We start from the raw sequence: 18124 nt of genomic DNA on the forward strand, positions 1-18124 counted from the left end.
AATGCTCCCGGTATTGGCTTGGGATTAATAGCGTGGAATCACTTGCGCACTTCGCGCTGGAAGATTTCCAGGCTCAGTTTCTTCATCTGGATGAAGCTTGGCTCGGACAGCGTCTCGACCGTGCGCGGCCGCGCGTCCGTGTAGTCCAGGATCTCCGCGACGCGCGTGGGGCGCTTGGTCAAGAGCAGCACCTGATCCGCCAGGTACACCGCTTCCTCCAGGTCATGCGAGACAAGCAGCATGGTCGTGCCGGTCTGCAGGAAGACTTCCTGCAGCTTTTCGCGAATGAACAGCGTCATCTCGAAATCCAGCGCGGAAAACGGCTCGTCCAGGAACAGCACCTCGGGTCCGGGGGCCAGCGCGCGCATGATGGACGCGGTCTGCTGCTGTCCGCCCGACAGCTCGTATGGATAGCGGTTCAGGTCGAACTTCACGTCGAACGACGCCACCAGTTCCTCGACCCGCGCATCGACCTGGGCCTTGCTGCGGCCTTCCAGGCGCAGCGGGTAGGCGATGTTGTCGATGGTGCGCAGCCACGGGAACATGGCTTCGCGGTAGTTCTGGAACACGTAGCCGATCTTGGTCTGCGCCAGTGATTTGCCGTCGAACAGGATCTCGCCCGAATCGATGGGGATCAGGCCGGCGATCATGTTGATCAGCGTGGACTTGCCGCAGCCGTTGGGGCCGAAGACCGAGACGATCTTGCCCTTGGGGATGTCGAGGTTGAAGTCTTCATAGAGCGGCCAGCCGGCGAAATACTTGGTCAGGCCGCGGATGGTGATGTGCGTGCCCAGCGGGCCGGGCTGGAAGGGCGCGGCGGGCGGCGCGGGGGCGATGACGGGGTTGATGACGGTGGACATTTATCGGCCGCTCCAATGAACCACGCGCTTTTCCAGCACGAGAAAGAGAATGTTGAGCACATAGCCGAGCGCGCCGGCCGCCAGGATTGCGGCGTACATTTCGCGCACGTTCAGCACTTGCTGCGCATTGATGATGCGATTGCCCAGGCCGCTGTCCGAACCGATGAACATCTCGGCCACGATCACGATGACCAGCGCCATCGACACGCCGCTGCGCAGGCCGACAAACGTGGGCTGCAGGCTTTCCCAGATCAGCACGTCCTTGAAGATCTGCCAGCGCGACGCGCCCATCACGCGCGCCGCCATCACGCGCTGCTTGCGGGCGTTGATGACGCCGTACGCGCTGTTGAACAGGATCACCAGCACGGCCGCGAAGGCAGCGATGGCGATCTTGTTCATGTCGGTCACGCCGAAGATCATCAGGAACAGCGGGATCAGGGCGGAGGACGGCGTGGACCGGAAGAAGTCCACCAGGAACTCGACGCTGCGGTAGGCCTTTTCATTGCTGCCGAGCAGCACGCCCAGCGGCACGCCGATCACGCCGGCCATCAGGAAGGCCTGAACGGTGCGGTTCAGCGACGACAGAAAGTCAGCCAGCAGCGGGCCGCCCGCCATGCCCTTGACCAGCGCCACGATGGTCGCGCTGGGCGTGGGCAGCAACACCGGACTGACAAGCTGCAGGCGGACCACCAGGTCCCACACCACAAAGAGCGCGAGCGGGCCGATCAGCGGCAGCAGGCGCGAGGTGTCGAACTTGCGCGGCGGCTTGGACATGGCCGGTTGCGCCTTGGCGGGCTGCGTCTTCGCCGGCGCGGTGGCAGAGGCCTGGGAGGGAGCGGGCGTGGCGCCCGTAGCCGTGGTTGCGGTCATGGATCAACCCTTGTAGAGCATGGTCGAGACGTCGACCTTCTGCGCGAAGACGCCCTTGTCGGTGAACAGGTCGAAGAACTTCTGGAAGTACTGCACGTCGCTGGGCGTGAACTCGTTGTGCAGCGTGTAGGCGGCCAGCGGCACTTCCTCGGTCATCGGGCCTTCGATGGCGGTGTAGCCCTTCAGGAAGGGGCGCGCCTCTTCAGGCTTGGTGCGGATCAGTTCGATGCCGCGCGCATAGGCGGCGATGAATTTCTTGCTTTCCTCGGGATGCTTCTTCAGGAAGGCGGTGGTCAGCGAAGCCGAGCCGCCGAACCACGGCGCCATCGGATCGCCCAGGACGTACTTGGCGATGACGCCGGTCTCCAGGACGCGGGTCGTGCCGTTCAGGCGGCCCACCGTGCCCGTGGGTTCCAGCGTGTAGCACGCATCCAACTGGCCGGCGGCAACCGCGGCGACGTGCTGGCTGATCGCCAACTCGACCACGGTTGCCCCCGTTGCGCCGGCGCGCTCCAGGACTGCTTTGGCCAGCGTGGAATTCTGGATGCCGGGACCAGAACCGACCTTTTTCCCCTTGAGGTCTGCGATGGATTTGATGGGACTGTCTTTTGCGACGATGAACTCATCCAGCACGTTCTTGGCGTTGCTGGGATTGGACGCAAAAATCTTGAACAGGCCGGGCGAAGCGATCTCGCCGATGGCCAGGTTGGCCGAGCCCGTGCCGTTGGCGCTGCCATCGGCGCGGCCCGCAAGCATGGCTTCCATGACCTGCTGCGCGCCCGCGAACTTCAGCGCCTCGACGTTCAGGCCGGCTTCCTTGAAATAGCCTTTCTCGATCGCGGCGTAGAACGGCAGGCCAGCGGCCACGGGCCAGAAGCCGATGCGGATGACCGGACCCGATTGCGCGCGCACCAGCGCCGGGGCGGCGAGCGCCGCCGCGCCCATGGCGGCGCCCTGGATCAGGCGGCGGCGGGTGGCGTTGAAGGCGTAGGGTGCATTGCGATGGATCATGTAAGGCTCCTGGGCTGCTTGATTGGGGGCGCTTGTAGACAAGCTTGCATACCAGTCATCAAGCAATAGCCGTGCCAGGTTTTGCGCGGGGCGGCTTCTCCCATGACGCCGGGTCACGCCGCCTCAGGCTGGTGCTCGGCATGAACCAAGTTGGTGCAGGGCGCACCACATAAGGGGACATAACGTGTCCTCTTGCCGTGTCCGCTCGCCGGCAACGACGCGTCCCGCCCCGGCTGCGTTGGCAGTAGCATCGGCGCATGAACACGCGTTTTGTCGAAGCCTTTCTGTGGTCCGCGCGGCTGGGAAGTTTTCGCGCCGCGAGCGACCGCCTGCATATCACGCAGGCGGCCGTGGCCAACCGCATCGCATCGCTGGAAGAGGACATCGGCGCGCGCCTGTTCGAACGTGATGCCAAGGAACTGAAGCTCACGGCGGTCGGTGCGCGGCTGCTGGATTATGGCGAGCGCCTGCTCGAGATCCGCCAGCAGATCCTGTCGCTGGGCAAGCGCGGCGACGAGGTCGCCGGGCTGGTGCGGATCGGCGCCATCGAGACCGTCGTGCATACGTGGCTGATCGGCTTTCTGACGAACCTGCGGTCCACGTATCCCGGCATCGAGGTCCAGCTGACGTCCGAGACGGTGCGCGCCCTGCATCGCGGGTTGCGCGAAGGCACGCTGGATATCGCGTTCCAGACCGACGTGCTGAACGACACGGGCATCATCAGCATGCCCTGTTTGCCGATGGAGATGGGCTGGGTCGGGCCGCCAGGCAGCGAGGACACAATGTCGGCGCACGATCTGCTCGGCGAGCCGGTGCTGACGATGAGCCCGGGATCGCAGCCGCACGAGGCGCTGAAGGCCCTGTACCGCGAAGTCGGCATGCCGCAGGGCAAGGTGCATTTCGTCAGTTCGATCTCGGCGCTGGCGCGGCTGGTGCGCAGCGGCTTCGGCCGTGCGCTTGTGCCGTTGCCGCCCATGTACGAGTACGTTGCGCGCGGCGAGATCCAGGTCATCCGCACCGATCTGCCGGTGCCGCCGCAGCTATTGATGGTGAGCTATCTGGAAAGCGGCGGCTCGGACGCGATCCGGCTGGTGGCGGAACTGGCGTGCCGCGCCTCGGATCAGTTCACGGCCGCCGTCGTGGCCCCGGGTATGGGATCAGCCCACTAACCGAGCTTCAATGCGCCTGCGGGTCGAACTTGCGTACCAGCACGGCCCACTTGTCGTGCTCGCCCTTGATGAACGTGGCGAATTGCGCTGGCGTGCCGCCGACAGGCTCGGCGCCTTCGCGAATCATCTGTTCGTTCAGTGCCGGCAACGAGGCGTTGACTTCGCGGTTGACCAATTCCACCACCTGCTGCGGCGTGCCCTTGGGCGCAAAGAAACCAAACCACGAGCCGGCGTCAAAGCCTGGATACCCCGACTCGGCGATGGTCGGCAGTTCGGGCAGGGTGGCGGACCGCTGCAGCGTGCTGACCGCCAGCGCGCGCAGCTTGCCCGAACGGATGTGGCCGATCACGGACGGAATGGTGGCGAACATGAAGTCGATGCGGCCGGCCAGCAGATCGTTGACCGCGTCCGCGCCCTTGTAGGGCACGTGCGTGGCGTTCACCTTCAGTTCGTCCATCAGCATGTAGCTGGACAGGTGCGAAGACGTGCCCACGCCGGTCGAGCTGTAGTTCAGTTCGCGCGCGCCCTTGACGTATTTCAGGAAGCCCTGGATGTCCTTGGCGGGCGAGGAGGGCGGCACGACCAGCACGTTGGGCACTGTGGCGATCTGCACCATCGGGACCAGGTCGGTCAGCGGGTCGTAGTTCAGCTTGTTCAGCGTGGGATTGACGGCGATGGGGCCGACCGAGTTCACGATCAGCGTGTGCCCGTCGGGCGCGGCGCGCACCACGTATTCGGTGCCGATGTTGCCGCCCGCGCCGGGCTTGTTTTCCACGACGAAGGGCTGGCCCAGCTTCTGTGTCAGCGTGTTCGTGACGCTGCGCGTAAGCGTGTCGGTGGTGCCGCCGGGCGAGAACGCCACGATGACCTTGACCGGCTTGTCGGGGTAGCCGGCGGCGCTGGCGGCGGGCGCGATACAGGCGCCCGCCAGCGCCGCGCAAGCCAGCAGGGCTTGGGCAGTGTTCATGAATGTCTCCTCGCGTGGTCGTTGTCGTGTGGGATATCGCGCCGTGCCGCCACGCCGGCCGGCGCTGGAAATGTTCAGGGGGATTCCGGGCGCGGCCTCAGTCCCGGTAGCCGGGGTCGATGCGGTCCAGCTTGCGCAGCAGCGCGGGCCACTCCATGACGCCATAGGGGCGGCGCGTGCCGGGCTGGTAGTTGTTCCAGGTGGCCTCCAGGACGGGCGGCGGCACGGCTTGCAGCGGGGCGCCCGTCGCCATCGCCGCCAACTGCGAGCGGCAGGCCAGTTCCAGACGGTGCATCCAGTTGAAGGCCTCGCCCACGGTGCGTCCCACGGTCAGCGCGCCGTGATTGCGCAGGATCAGCGCCTCGCCCTGGCCCAGGTCCTCGAGCAGCGACGCCTGTTCCTCGGTGCCCAGCACCACGCCCTGGTAGTCGTGATAACCGATCTTCAGGAAGCGCATGGCCGTTTGCGTCAGCGGCAGCAGGCCGCACTCCAGCGACGACACGGCCATCGACGCCCAGCTGTGCGTGTGGATGACGCAGTCCACCTCGTGCCGGTGGGCGTGGACCGCGCTGTGGATCACGTAGCCGGCCTTGTTGATGCCGTAGTCCAGATCGCCGAAATCGGGCTTGGACAGAATGGTGCCGTCCACGTCGACCTTGATGAGGCTGGACGCGGTGATCTCCTCGTACATCATCCCGTAGGGGTTGATGAGGAAGGCGTTGTCCTCGCCGGGCACGCGGGACGAGATATGGTTGGCCATCATGTCGGCCATGCCGTAGAGCTCGACCAGGCGATAACAGGCGGCAAGGTCCACCCGGGCCTGCCATTCCGCTTCGGAGCAGTGCGCCCGCATGGAGGAAATGCCCAGCCGGCCGGGACGAGAAGGGGAAGTGGTCATCGGATTTCGTGAAGGTTGATCGTCGCATGCACCGCGCTGCGACTTGATGTGGATCAATTTATCTTCAGAAAATCCGACCGCCTAGGCATCCCGAGGCTATGGGGGCATCACGAATCCAGAAGGGTTGCCCCCGGCCAGCCGCCGTGCCGGACCAGTCCGCGCATGGCGTCCAGCAGCACCACGCGCGCGGCCAGCGCGGCGGGCGACAGCTCGTCGTCACTGATGCAGTAGATGTGGTTGCGGCGGAACAGATAGGGATCGTCGATGGGATGCATGCTGAGCAGGCCGGTCTCGACGCGGGCCACGGCCGCGCCGGGCTGGATGGTCGCGATCGGATGGGCCTGCACCAGGTCCATCAGCGTCGTCAGGCCGTCGACCTCGACGCCGATCCAGGGTTCGATGCCGGCCCGCTCGAAGGCCGCTTCGACCCAGGCGCGCAGCCCATGCGCCTTGCTGGTGACGGCGAGCGGCAACCCGGCCAGATCGGTCATACGGACTGGCTCGCCATCGGGGCGCTCCACCATGCCGCGCGGCGCCAGCAGGAACAGACGCTCGTCCAGCACGGGCACCACGCTGCGGCCCTGCGCGGTGTCGTTCTGGAACAGCACGGCCAGGTCCAGCCGCCGGGCGTTGAGCAGGTCGCCCAGATTGCCCGAAAGCCCCTCGACCAGATGCAGGCGCACGTTGGGATAGCGCTCGGTCATGGCGGCGTAGAACGGGCGGGCCAGTAGCGACGCAGTGGTGGGCGCAAAGCCGATGCTGACGGTGCCGGCCAATCGCGCCTCGCGCGCGGCCGCCACGGCGCTTTCCGCGTGGCGCAGGGTCAGTTGGGCCTGGCGCAGGAAAGCGGCGCCGGCCGGCGTGGTGGTCACGCCGGTGGGGCTGCGCGTCAGCAGCCGCGTCGCCAGCTCGCTCTCCAACCGGCTGATCTGCTGGCTGAGCGCCGACGCGACCACCCCGAGGTCGCGCGCGGCGCGGCCGATGCTGCCCAGCTCGGCGACGCGGACGAAGTAACGGAGTTGGCGCAGTTCCATGAGGCGGTTTCCAGGCTGAAGAAAACGGGGCCGGCGGGGCCCCGGGTGACCTGCCGGAGCATACTTTTTTCGTTCAAAAATATGTCAGCTATCTGAACAACGCCTGAATATCAAACGAAAATTGTTTACACTCGCATCCACAAAATTCAAGCCGGAACGGGCCGCCGCGGGGGCGGGCCGTCCGAATTACGGGAGAAAGACGATGCGCAAGTTGCTTTTGGGTGCGGTGCTGGCCGCCGCGGTGTATGGCGGAGTGGCGCAGGCCGCCGTCGAACCCAAGGCCGTGGTCGCCACGTACTCCGACCTGGCGCTGGCCGGCTACGAGGATTCGCTGACGGCCGCCAAGAAGCTGCGCGACGCCATCGACGCGCTGGTCGCCAAGCCCAGCGCGGAAACCCTGAAGGCCGCGCGCGAGGCATGGATCGTGGCGCGCGTGCCGTATCAGCAGACCGAGGCCTACCGCTTCGGCAACCCCATCGTCGACGACTGGGAAGGCCGCGTGAACGCGTGGCCGCTGGATGAAGGCCTGATCGACTATGTCGACGCCTCCTACGGCACGGAAAACGACCAGAACGCGTTCTACGCCGTGAACGTCATCGCCAATTCCAAGATCTCGGTGGGCGGCAAGACGGTCGACGTCAGCAAGATCACGCCCGAGCTGCTGTCCGACGTGCTGCACGAGGCCGACGGCAACGAGGCCAACGTGGCCACGGGCTATCACGCGATCGAGTTCCTGCTGTGGGGCCAGGACCTGAACGGCACCGGCGCCGCGCCCGCGGACCGCAAGGGCACGCCGCAGGAGCGTCACTCCGGCAATCGCCCGCATACGGATTTCGATCCGAAACAGTGCACCGGCGGCAATTGCGAACGCCGTATTGAGTTTTTGAAGGCGGTAACGGATTTGCTGGTGACTGATCTCGAAGAAATGGTGGGCAACTGGAAGAAGGACGGCGCGGCGCGCAAGGCGGTCGAAGAGGATCCGAAGGCCGGCCTCATCGCCATGCTGACCGGGCTGGGCAGCCTGTCGTACGGCGAACTGGCGGGCGAACGCATGAAGCTGGGCCTGATGCTGCACGATCCCGAGGAAGAGCACGATTGCTTCTCGGACAACACGCACAATTCGCACTATTACGACCAGATCGGCATCCGCAACGTCTATCTGGGTTCGTACACGCGCATCGACGGCAAGAAGGTGACTGGCGCCAGCCTGTCCGAACTGGTCAAGGCCAAGGATTCCAAGCTGGACGCCGAAGTGCGCGCCAAGCTGGACGCCACCGTCGCCGCCATGCAGGCCATGAAGACGCGCGCCGAAACGGTCGAGACCTATGACCAGATGATCGCGGAAGGCAACAAGGAGGGCAACGCGGTGGTGCAGGCTGCCATCGACAGCCTCGTCGCGCAGACGCGCAGCCTGGAACGCGTGATCGCGCTGCTGGACCTGGGCAAGGTCGCCATCGAAGGGTCCGACAGCCTGGATAAACCTGACGCCGTATTCAAGTGAAACTCGCATTAGCCGCCGTACTGGCGGCGTCGGTTCATGCCGTCGCCGCCGCCGCGCCCGCCGCTCCCGGCGGGCGTGACGATCTGACGCCCGAAGACCAGAAACGCGTCACCGCCATCACGGCGCCCACCAGCGATTTCTCGAAGGTCGAATCCTTCGAGACCATGCAGGCCGGCGCCACGACGACCAACAAGCTCATCAACGCCGACATCTTTTCGCAGCCGTCGGCCAACATGAGCTTTGAAGGCCGCCAGGAGTTCATCGTCGGCAACGGCCTGTTCCGCAAGGATTGGGTGTCCGCGCCTTCGTCCACGCAGGCGTCCGACGGCCTGGGCCCGCTGTTCAACGCGCGCTCCTGTCAGGCCTGTCACACCAAGGACGGCCGCGGCACGGTGCCGGGCTTCGATCCGCTGGAACGCACGGATGCGGTCGCGCTGCTGCTGCGCCTGGCCGTGCCGGAAGGCGCCGATCGCGGGCATCCCAAGCTGGGCGCCGACGAGATCGCGGCCTTGCCGGAACCCGTCTACGGCGTGCAGTTGCAGAATTTCGCGGTCGCGGGCCTGCCGGCCGAAGGCCGCATGGAAATCGAATACGAAGCCGTGCCCGTGGCGCTGCGCGGCGGCGAGACCGCCACGCTGATGAAGCCCACGTATCGCATCGAGAACCTGGGTTACGGGCCGATGCGCGCGGACACGCAGATCTCGCCGCGGCTGGCGCCGCCGATGATCGGGCTGGGCCTGCTGGAATCGATTCACGAGTCCGACATCCTGGCGAACGTTGGCGCGGACAAGCGCGACGGCATCGTCGGCAAGGCCAACTGGGTCACCGATGCGCGCACCGGCGCGCGCGTGCTGGGCCGCTTCAACCTGAAGGCGGGACAGCCGACGGTCGAGCAGCAGAGCGCTGCCGCGTTCTCCAACGACATGGGCCTGTCCACGCCGCTGTTCCCCAAGCATTCCGGCGAATGCACGCCCGCGCAGACGCAATGCCTGGACATGCCGCACGGCGCGCAGCCGCGCTTTGGGCCAGAGGAAGTGCCGGGCAAGCTGATGGACTTCGTCACCATCTATTCGACCAACCTCGCCGTGCCCATGCGGCGCGATGCAGATGACGCGCGCGTGCTGGCGGGCAAGAAGCTGTTCTACGAAGCCAATTGCGTGGCCTGCCACGTGCCCAAGTACGTGACCAGCCGCAACGCCAAGCAGCCGGAACACCGTTTCCAGCTGATCTGGCCGTACACCGACATGCTGGTGCACGACATGGGCGACGACCTGGCCGACGGCGTGAGCGACGGCATGGCCACCGGCCGCGAATGGCGCACCCCGCCGTTGTGGGGCATTGGCCTGACCAAGACCGTCAATCCCAATGCGACCTGGCTGCACGACGGGCGCGCCCGCACGCTGCTGGAAGCCGTGCTGTGGCATGGCGGCGCGGCCAAGCCCGCGCGCGACCGCGTCGTCGACATGACGCCCGAAGAACGCGCGGACCTGATCCGCTTCCTGGAGTCCCTGTGATGGCCCGCCATTTGTTCATGCGCGCTGCGGCTGCGGCATTGATGCTGACGGCGCCGATTGCCGTGGTTGCGGCACAGGCCGCGCTGCCCGCCGACCTGGGCGAACGCCTGGCGCGCGACTACGCCCGGCCGGCGGTCGCGAAGATGACGGACGCCGCTGCCGCGCTGGAAAGCGCGCTGGGCGGCTGGTGCGCCAAGCCAGATGCGGCCGGCGCCGGGCGCGTCGGCGATGCGTTCAAGACGCTGGCGCACGCATGGTCGGGCGTCGAGATCCTGCGCTTCGGCCCGCTGGTGCAGGCCAACCGCTTTGAACGTTTGGCCTTCTGGCCCGACACGCGCGGCGTGATGCCCCGCCAGGTGCAGGCGCTGATCGCGGCCAAGGATGACGCGCTGCTCAAGCCCGGCGCGCTGGCTGGCCGCAGCGTCGCGGTGCAGGGCCTGCCCGCGCTTGAGTACGTGCTGTACGGCGAGCCCGACCTGCTCAAGCAGACCGGCGAGCCCAGCTTTGCGTATGCCTGCGGCTACGCCACGGCCGTATCCGCCAATGTCGCCACGATCTCGCGCGACCTGGGCGAGGCCTGGGATGCGCAGGGCGAATTCGGGCGGCAGTTTGCCAAGCCCCAACCGGGCAATGACCTCTATCGCAGTTCGCAGGAAGTCGCGGCCGAGGCCATGAAGGCCCTGTCCACCGGCCTGCAGTTCGCGCGCGACGTGAAGATCGAGCCGGTGCTGGGCGATTCGCCGCAGGCCGCCCGTCCGAAGCGCGCGGCGTTCTGGCGCAGCGGCCTGTCGATGAGCCTGCTGGCGGCCAACCTGGATGCGCTGAAGGCGTTCTATGTGGCGGGCGGCTATCCCTTGCCCGCGGGCGAGGAATGGATGGATGCGTCGGTGCGCGGCGAATTGTCCAGTGCCGCAGAGACGCTGCGTGCGGTGCCTGCGCCGCTGGACGAGGCGCTGGCGGGCGAGGAAGGGCGCCGCCTGCTGGTCCTGGCGTCGCTGACGCTCAAGAACGCCAAGGCCATCGTTGACGAGAACCTGGCGCCTGCCCTGGGCGTCACCATCGGCTTCAACGCGCTCGATGGAGATTGACCGGCGCCGCTTCCTGGCGCTGGCCGCGGCGCTGGGCCTGTCGCCTTCTGCGGCGCGCGCCGCGCTGCCGGCTGATGGCGGGCCGCTGTACCTGACCGCGCGCAAGCGCGGCGGCCGCGACGAAGCCGTGGTGCTGGACGGGACGGGCCGCGATCGCCTCACGATCCCCATGCCCGCGCGCGGCCACAGCTTTGCGATCGACGCCAGCGCGCAGCGCGCCGTGGTGTTCGGCCGCCAACCCGGCTTTTTTGCGCTGGGCTTTTCGCTGGAAGGCGGCGAGCCCGCGCCCTTGCCGCTGCCCGATGACCGGCATTTTTTCGGTCACGGCGCCTTCGTGCAAGGCGGCCGCCTGCTGGCCGCCACGGAAAACGACTTCGAAGGCGGACGCGGCGTGCTGGGTCTGTACGACGCCACGCCCGGCGGCGGCTACCGGCGCGTGGGCGAGTTCGATTCCGGCGGCATCGGACCGCACGAGGTCGTGCTGATGCCCGACGGCAAGACGCTGTGCGTGGCCAACGGCGGCATCCTGACGCACCCTGACTACGGCAAGCTGGAACTGAACCTGGACACCATGCGGCCGTCGCTCGCGTATATCGACGCGGCTTCGGGGGAACTGCTGGAGAAGGTGGAGCTCGCGCCAGCGCTGCACCGGCTGTCGATCCGGCACCTGGCCCTGGCGGCCGATGGCGCGGTGTGGTTCGGTTGCCAATACATGGGCCCGGCCGCGGATCGTCCGGCGCTGGTCGGCCGCCATCGACGCGGCGCGGCGCTGGAACTGTTCGACGGCCCGGCCGAGACGCTGCGCAACATGCGCAACTACGTCGGCTCCGTCACGGTCGACGCCGCCGGCGGCATTGTGGCCACGTCCAGCCCGGTTGGCGGGCAGGTGATCTACTGGGACGCCGCCAGCGGCAAATGCCTGGGCGTCACCGCACTCGCCGACGGCTGCGGCGTCGCGCCTGCCGTGCAAGGGGGCTTTCTGATCAGTAGCGGATTGGGCGCGATGATCCGCGTTGACGCGCAAGGCAAGGAAAGGCCGGTCCTGCCGCCATCGCGTGACATGTCCTGGGACAACCATTTCCGCATCGTGCCGGCGTAACGCCGCTTTGCCTGCCGGCGCGGCAAGACCTATGCTGCATGTCTGACCGATTTCGGATTCGGGTGTCAGACACCGGAATCAGTCTTACGCCGTACGCCGCGGCGGCACGCGCTGCTCCGCTTTACAAAGCCTGACACTCCCGTCGGGCGCTGCGCCGCTTTGTGCCAGCCGCTTCTGATACATTCTGCCGTCGATTTTTTTCGCAGGAGGTTCCATGGATGAGGCCGTAAAAGAGTTCTATATCTGGGCCCCGAGGCTGATGGATATGGGCATCAATCTGCTCGTCGCCTTGCTCATTCTCGGTATTGGCTGGTGGGTGTCGTCGTTGCTGGGCAACTGGGTTCGCCGGGCCGCTACGCGGTCGCCGAAGATCGATCCCACGATCGTGCCCATGTTCTCCACGACCGTGATGTGGGCGGTGCGCATCTTCACGGTGATCGCGGTGCTGGCGCGCTTTGGCGTGCAGACGGCAAGCCTGATCGCCGTGCTGGGCGCCGCGGGTCTTGCCGTCGGTCTGGCCTTGCAGGGCACGCTGCAGAACATTGCGGCCGGGATCATGCTGCTGATCCTGCGTCCGATCCGCGCCGGCGAGTACATCGCGCTCAGTTCGGGCGCGGACGGCACGGTCGAGGAAGTGGGCCTGTTTCTGACGCGCCTCGTGCAGGGTGACGGCATCCACATGACGCTGCCCAACAGCACGGTCTGGAACGCCACGATCACCAACTACAGCCGCAACAAGACGCGCCGCCTGGACATCCCGGTGCCGGTTCGCTATGGCGATGACCTGGATGCGGTGGTCGCCAAACTGCAACAGATCGTGGACGCGCGTCCCGATGCGTTGAAGGACCCGGCCCCGCAGGTGAAGGTGTTCGACTACAAGGAAAACGGCGTCACGGTGAACGTGCGCGTGTGGGCCGAGTCGAGCAAATATTGGGAGCTGCGCTGGAGCCTGTACCAGGAGATCCGCCGCTCGCTCGAAGAGGCCGGTTTCCAGGCCCCGATCCCGCTGCGCGAGATCCAGAACCCCAAGACGGGCGCAGCCGCTACCTGAGTGCGAGCCTTGTTTTGTCAGCCATGAAAATGGGCGCCTCGTTGGAGGCGCCCATTTTTATTCGACGGCAAGATGGCGTGAACCAGCAAGGCGTGACGGCATGACCGCTTCTGGATCTTCGGCTTCCCGGGGTGACGGCTTGATGCGTGACGTCGTCCCCGCGTCGCCCCGGCAACCTGCCAATCAGGCCGGCATCGCAAGCCGCGCCAGTTCCGTCTTGATCCAGCCCGCGATCTCGCGCTGTCGCTGCGCGGGCATGCGGTCGATGATGGCGGTGACGCTGACGGCCAGCAGAGGCGCGCCCTGCGCGTCCAGCAGCGCGCAACCCACGCCCAGCGCGCCACGCACCGCGTGGTTGCCCACCACCGAATAACCGCGCGCGCGCGTGTTTTCGATAAGGCGGAACATTTCCTGGGGCGTCATGCCGCCGTACTCGTCCAGCCTGCCCGAATTACGTTCGACGATGCCGCGCGCGATGTCGTCGGGCAGGGCAGCCAGCAGCGCCATCCCGCCCGAGCCCACACCCAGCGGCTGGCGCTTGCCCGCATAGGTGGCAAGGATCTGCACGGGATAACTGCCGATTTCGCGATGCAGGCTGATCGAATCGTCTTCCTCGCGCACCACCAGGAACACGGCGTCGCCGGTGCGGTCGGCCAGGCGGCGCAGCACGGGGAGCAGTTGGCGCACCCGCGGATCGCGGGAACGCGTGTCCGGATCGACGGCAAGCTGGGCACGGTACTTCTTGGTGCCCGCAACCGGCAGCACGAGCCCCGCGTCGAGCAGGGCGGCCAGCAGCCGGTAGATGGTGGGCCGCTGTATGCCGGTCAACCGGGCGATATCGGTGACGCTCAGGCCGTCCGGACCCTGGTCGCGCAGGGCGGCCAGAACGGCGAGGCCGCGTCGCAGAGTACGTGGGCCGGCGGCCGCGGCATCGCTGTCTTGCATGCAGATCTCTGAAAACTAAGGGTTATCAACGTACGGACGAGGGAAAACCATCGTCCGTAGGGTGGACTCTACCTTGATGGCCAGCGCATGTATAGCGCAGAATGCGTTCATCCAATAATTCAAATCGTCCATCTAATGGACAGTACCTGCACGGAGACACTATGACTACAGGTCACAAGCCTGGCATGCGGCGTTTGGCCGCCACCCTTCTGGCCACCGCCGCAAGCGCATTTGCAATGGGTTCCGCCCACGCCGCCTATCCCGACAAGCCCGTCCGCATCGTGGTCGGTTTCTCGGCCGGCGGCACCACCGACGTGATCGCCCGCATCATGGCCAAGGAACTGACCGAGTCGCTCGGCCAGTCCTTCGTGGTTGAAAACAAGCCGGGCGCCGGCAGCAACATCGCGACCGACCAGGTCCAGCGCGCCACGCCGGACGGCTACACGCTGCTGTTCGTCGCCGTGACCAGCGCGATCAACCAGACCCTGTACAAGAACGTTTCGTTCGACCTGACGAAGGACTTTGCTCCGGTCGCCCTGGGCGCCAAGGTCCCGAACATCCTGGTGGTCAATCCCCAGGTGCCGGTCAAGTCCGTGCAAGAGCTGGTCGACTACGCCAAGAAGAACCCGGGCAAGCTGGCTTTCGCCTCGTCCGGCAGCGGCACCTCCATCCATATGGCGGGTGAGCTCTTCAAGATGAAGGCGGGCATCGACGTCCTGCACGTGCCGTACAAGGGCAGCGCCCCGGCCATGACCGACCTGATCGGCGGCCAGGTGCAGTTCATGTTCGACAACATGCCGTCGGCTTGGCCGCACGCGCAATCGGGCAAGCTGAAGGCGCTGGCCGTGACCACCGCCGACCGCTCCAAGAGCGCGCCGGATCTGCCGACCATGAAGGAATCGGGCTTCACGGACTTCGACGTGTCGTCGTGGTTCGGCCTGCTTGCCCCGGCCGGCACGCCGCCGGAAGTCATCAACAAGCTCAACGCCGCCATGCAGCAGGCGCTGGACAAGCCCTCCGTGCAAACCAGCTTTGAAAAGCTGGGCGCCGTGGGCGTGAAGACCACGCCGGCCGAATTCGGCCAATTCATCAAGTCGGAAGTCGAAGGCTGGGCACCCGTGATCAAGGCCTCGGGCGCCACGGTGGACTGATCGGCGTCTCTGCCGGTTACACGCCGGCAGTTGGCACAGTAAAAAGGGACGGTCATGGACCGTCCCTTTTTCATGCGTTGCCCGCCAAGGGCGAATCCAGCCGGTTCCTCGGACCCGCTATTTCTTCTTGGCCGCGTTCAGCATCGCCGTGCAGACCCCGCGCATCATGTCGACCTCGTCGCGGGTCAGCGCCAGGCGGGAGTACAGGTGGCGCATGCGCGGCATCAGTTTCTTGGGATGGGCCGGGTCGAGGAACTGCACGCCGACCAGCGCTTCCTCCCAGTGCGCCAGAAACGCCTGGACCGCCTCGCTGGAAGCCGGCTCCGCGCCACGCGAAGGCTCCTGCGCGGTGGAACGCGGCAAGAGTTCGGCGCCCTGGTCCACCAGCAGCGCATAACGCAACTCCCAGGCGGCCAATTGCAGCGCCTGGGCGACGTTCAGCGAGCTGTACTCGGGATTGGCAGGGATGTGGCAGATGCGGTGGCACAGCGCGATCTGCGCGTTCGTCAGACCGGCGCGCTCAGTGCCCAGCACAACGGCGGTCACGCCCTCGGCCGTGTCCGCCAGGTGGGCGCAGGCCAGGTCGGCTGCCTGCCGGATGTCGCAGGGCGGGGGACCCAGGTCGCGAACCCGCGCGGTTAGCGCGAATGCCAGCGTGACGGGCGCCAGGGCTTCTTCCAGCGACAGATAGATGCGGGCGTTCTCAAGCACGTCCAGCGCGCCGCTGGCCAGCGCCACGGCCTCCGGCTGGCTTGTTACATCCGGGAATTTGGGGTCCACCAGAACCAGTTCCGAGAAGCCCATCGTCTTGATCGCACGGGCCGCGGAACCGACGTTTCCGGGGTGGCTGGGGTTCACCATTACGAAGCGAACACGTGAAAATGCTTGAGTCATTTAAAATGGCACGTTTGGCTTCGTGCCTTCCTGGTTTTTTGAGTCGATTTCCCCGCGGGGGCGACGGCGTGCCGGGGGGCGGCAAGCGGCCTATCATCAAGCCAACTCATCGCATACGTACGGAATTTTATGCACCCGATGCTCAACATCGCCATCAAGGCGGCCCGGCGTGCCGGCACCATTATCAACCGTGCCAGCATGGATTTGGAACGACTCAGCGTGGCTCGCAAGGGGCCGCGCGATTATGTCACGGAAGTCGATCGGGCCGCCGAAGAGTCCATCGTCGAAACGCTGCGCGCTGCCTACCCTGACCACGCCGTCCTGGGCGAGGAGTTCGGTCTGCAGGGTCCGGACCAGGCGGAATTCCAGTGGATCATCGACCCGCTGGACGGCACCACGAACTTCATCCACGGCCTGCCCAACTATGCCGTGTCGATCGCGCTGACGCAGCGCGGCCAGGTCACGCAAGCGGTCATCTATGATCCCTCGCGCAACGAACTCTTCACCGCCAGCCGTGGCAGCGGCACGTTCCTGAACGACCGCCGCGTGCGCGTCTCGGGCCGCACCCGCTACCACGACGCGCTGCTGGGCGCGCACTGGCCCAACGCCGGCGATCCCGAACAGGGCTCGCAGCGGTTCCGCCAGATGGCCGAAGGCGCCACCGGCGTGCGCCGCCTGGGCTCGACCGTGCTGGATCTCGCCTACGTGGCCACCGGCCGCCTGGATGGGTTCTGCGGCGTGGGCCTGAAGCCCTGGGATGTGGCGGCGGGCAGCCTGATGGTGCTGGAAGCGGGCGGTCTGGTCGCTGACTTCGACGGCGAACAAGGCTGGATGGACAGCGGCAACGTCCTGGCCGCCAGTCCCAAGATCTTCACGCAGATGCTCTCGACGCTGAACCCGCCCTCGGCGGCCTGATCGGCGCGGCGGGCAATAAAAACCGGCCTTCATGGCCGGTTTTTCGTGGTCAATGCAAACCGGCCGTGAAGGCCGGTTTTTCATGGTCAAAGCAAACCGGCCCTGGCGGCCGGTTTTTTCATGCGGCGCGCAATCAGGCTACGCCGGTCTGCGCTACCAGTTGTCCATCTGGCAACACCATCCACGCCTGCACGCCCAGGCTGCGCACCAGCGTCGCGGTGCGTTCCAACGGCATGTTCGAGAACGCCGTGGACAGGGCATCGGCAGTTGTGGCGGTGGATGCCATGACCGACACGCTGCGATAGAGCGGCCGCGCCCGACCGGAGTGCGGATCGAACAGGTGCGAATACTGTCCCGCGGCATCCAGCGGCGTGCCGTAGCCGCCAGAAGTGGCAAGCGCCTGGTTGCTGATCGGCACCTGCGCCAGGATCTGGTCCGGCGACATGGGGTCGGCCAGCCCGACGCGCCAGCCCGTTGCGTTGGCCGTCGCATCCAGTCCGCGTATCTCGCCCATGTCGACCAGCGCGCGTTCCAGCCCGGCGTTGCGAAACAGGTCCGTCACGCGGTCGGTGATGTAGCCCTGCGCGATGCCGTTGAGCGTCAGCGCCATGCCCGGCTGCAGGTCGATGCGCTGCGGGTCGACCTTGATGTTCTGGTACGACACGCATCGCAGCGCCCGGGCGATGTCCGCCTGGGCCGGACCATCCTGGGACGCGTCAGGCCGCGCGAAGTGATCTGCGTACACGCGCCACAGCGGCTGCACGGACGGATCAAAGAGGCCTCCCGTCAGGTCCGCGTAGTGCCGGCTTTCGCTGAGCAGGCGGACGAGGTCGGAGGGAGGATCGACCAGAAACCCCTGGCGGTTCAGGATCGACAGCGCACTGTCGTCGCGGTACAGGCTGAACACGCCCTCGAGGCGACGCAGTTCCTGCAACGCGCGCTCGATGAGCTGTTCGGCGGCCTGGCGGTCGGGATGGTACAGCCGCAATTCCGCGTCCGCGCCCAGCGCCACGCCTTGCCAACGCGTCGGCGAGATGGCCGCGTGCGCGCGGCGCAGGAAGCTGGGAGCGAGGGCCAGCGCGGAAGACGCGGCGATGATGCCGAGGAAGCGGCGGCGGGCGGGAGGGTTCATGGCGATATCAACTGATTAAGGCGCG

At 66.4% G+C, this 18124-nt stretch carries 17 protein-coding genes; 8 read left to right on the forward strand and 9 right to left on the reverse strand.

The genetic code is table 11. The features are described 5' to 3' along the window. Positions 1-38: 38 nt before the first annotated feature. From KW836_RS19920 to KW836_RS19930, 3 genes are read right to left on the reverse strand one after another with little or no spacing between them, the layout of a single operon-like run. Complete coding sequence (locus tag KW836_RS19920; protein ID WP_218344546.1) at positions 39-860, reverse strand: ABC transporter ATP-binding protein; 822 nt, start codon at positions 858-860, stop codon at positions 39-41. Then, positions 861-1730, reverse strand: a complete 870-nt coding sequence (locus tag KW836_RS19925; RefSeq protein WP_370633053.1) for an ABC transporter permease — start codon at positions 1728-1730, stop codon at positions 861-863. Positions 1731-1733: 3 nt separating this feature from the next. After that, on the reverse strand, positions 1734-2741 hold the full coding sequence (locus tag KW836_RS19930; RefSeq protein ID WP_105239799.1) for an ABC transporter substrate-binding protein: 1008 nt from the start codon (positions 2739-2741) through the stop codon (positions 1734-1736). Between the two features lie 257 nt (positions 2742-2998). Here KW836_RS19930 and KW836_RS19935 point away from each other — a divergent pair, with 257 nt between their 5' ends. After that, a complete protein-coding gene (locus KW836_RS19935) occupies positions 2999-3910 on the forward strand; it encodes a LysR family transcriptional regulator (protein WP_218344547.1) in 912 nt (303 codons plus the stop codon). Positions 3911-3917: 7 nt separating this feature from the next. Here the strand turns inward: KW836_RS19935 and KW836_RS19940 are convergent, their stop codons facing one another. From KW836_RS19940 to KW836_RS19950, 3 genes are all read right to left on the reverse strand, one after another. After that, the gene (locus KW836_RS19940) at positions 3918-4877 is read right to left on the reverse strand and encodes a tripartite tricarboxylate transporter substrate binding protein (protein WP_175186458.1); all 960 of its coding nucleotides are present in this window, start codon (positions 4875-4877) and stop codon (positions 3918-3920) included. A gap of 97 nt (positions 4878-4974) precedes the next feature. Continuing rightward, positions 4975-5775, reverse strand: coding sequence for a class II aldolase/adducin family protein (locus KW836_RS19945; RefSeq protein ID WP_175138615.1), 801 nt, complete (start codon positions 5773-5775; stop codon positions 4975-4977). A 107-nt stretch (positions 5776-5882) separates the two neighbouring features. Then, entirely contained in the window at positions 5883-6809 is a 927-nt protein-coding gene (locus tag KW836_RS19950) for a LysR family transcriptional regulator (protein WP_218344548.1), read from the reverse strand. 202 nt (positions 6810-7011) lie between these two features. Here KW836_RS19950 and KW836_RS19955 point away from each other — a divergent pair, with 202 nt between their 5' ends. The 5 genes from KW836_RS19955 (at position 7012) to KW836_RS19975 (ending at position 13062) form a co-directional block, all read left to right on the forward strand. Further along, positions 7012-8310 (forward strand): imelysin family protein, encoded by a 1299-nt coding sequence (locus KW836_RS19955; protein ID WP_175124257.1) that lies wholly within the window; start codon positions 7012-7014, stop codon positions 8308-8310. Beyond that, positions 8307-9824: a di-heme oxidoredictase family protein gene (locus KW836_RS19960; protein ID WP_175138613.1), complete on the forward strand. Its 1518-nt coding sequence runs from the start codon at positions 8307-8309 to the stop codon at positions 9822-9824. The genes KW836_RS19955 and KW836_RS19960 overlap by 4 nt, the downstream gene beginning before the upstream one ends. After that, on the forward strand, positions 9824-10912 hold the full coding sequence (locus KW836_RS19965) for an imelysin family protein (protein WP_218344549.1): 1089 nt from the start codon (positions 9824-9826) through the stop codon (positions 10910-10912). The genes KW836_RS19960 and KW836_RS19965 overlap by 1 nt, the downstream gene beginning before the upstream one ends. Continuing rightward, the gene (locus KW836_RS19970) at positions 10902-12011 is read left to right on the forward strand and encodes a DUF1513 domain-containing protein (RefSeq protein WP_218344550.1); all 1110 of its coding nucleotides are present in this window, start codon (positions 10902-10904) and stop codon (positions 12009-12011) included. Before KW836_RS19965 ends, KW836_RS19970 begins: the two co-directional genes overlap by 11 nt. Positions 12012-12225: 214 nt before the next feature. Next, positions 12226-13062 (forward strand): mechanosensitive ion channel family protein, encoded by an 837-nt coding sequence (locus KW836_RS19975; protein WP_175124253.1) that lies wholly within the window; start codon positions 12226-12228, stop codon positions 13060-13062. A gap of 183 nt (positions 13063-13245) precedes the next feature. Here the strand turns inward: KW836_RS19975 and KW836_RS19980 are convergent, their stop codons facing one another. Next, complete coding sequence (locus KW836_RS19980; RefSeq protein ID WP_105239793.1) at positions 13246-14007, reverse strand: IclR family transcriptional regulator; 762 nt, start codon at positions 14005-14007, stop codon at positions 13246-13248. 161 nt (positions 14008-14168) lie between these two features. Between KW836_RS19980 and KW836_RS19985 the strand changes: the two genes are divergently transcribed. Then, a complete protein-coding gene (locus KW836_RS19985) occupies positions 14169-15158 on the forward strand; it encodes a tripartite tricarboxylate transporter substrate binding protein (RefSeq protein WP_105239792.1) in 990 nt (329 codons plus the stop codon). 117 nt (positions 15159-15275) lie between these two features. Here KW836_RS19985 and KW836_RS19990 read toward each other — a convergent pair whose 3' ends face one another. Next, on the reverse strand, positions 15276-16052 hold the full coding sequence (locus tag KW836_RS19990; RefSeq protein WP_218344551.1) for an RNA methyltransferase: 777 nt from the start codon (positions 16050-16052) through the stop codon (positions 15276-15278). A gap of 129 nt (positions 16053-16181) precedes the next feature. On the opposite strand from KW836_RS19990, the gene KW836_RS19995 reads away from it, so the two are divergent. Further along, positions 16182-16967, forward strand: coding sequence for an inositol monophosphatase family protein (locus KW836_RS19995; RefSeq protein WP_105239790.1), 786 nt, complete (start codon positions 16182-16184; stop codon positions 16965-16967). Positions 16968-17100: 133 nt separating this feature from the next. Here KW836_RS19995 and KW836_RS20000 read toward each other — a convergent pair whose 3' ends face one another. Further along, positions 17101-18099: an FAD:protein FMN transferase gene (locus tag KW836_RS20000; protein WP_218344552.1), complete on the reverse strand. Its 999-nt coding sequence runs from the start codon at positions 18097-18099 to the stop codon at positions 17101-17103. Positions 18100-18124 lie beyond the last annotated feature (25 nt).

This window comes from Achromobacter sp. ACM05 (genome assembly GCF_019218915.1).
GTDB classification, from domain to species: Bacteria; Pseudomonadota; Gammaproteobacteria; order Burkholderiales; family Burkholderiaceae_B; genus Achromobacter; species Achromobacter animicus.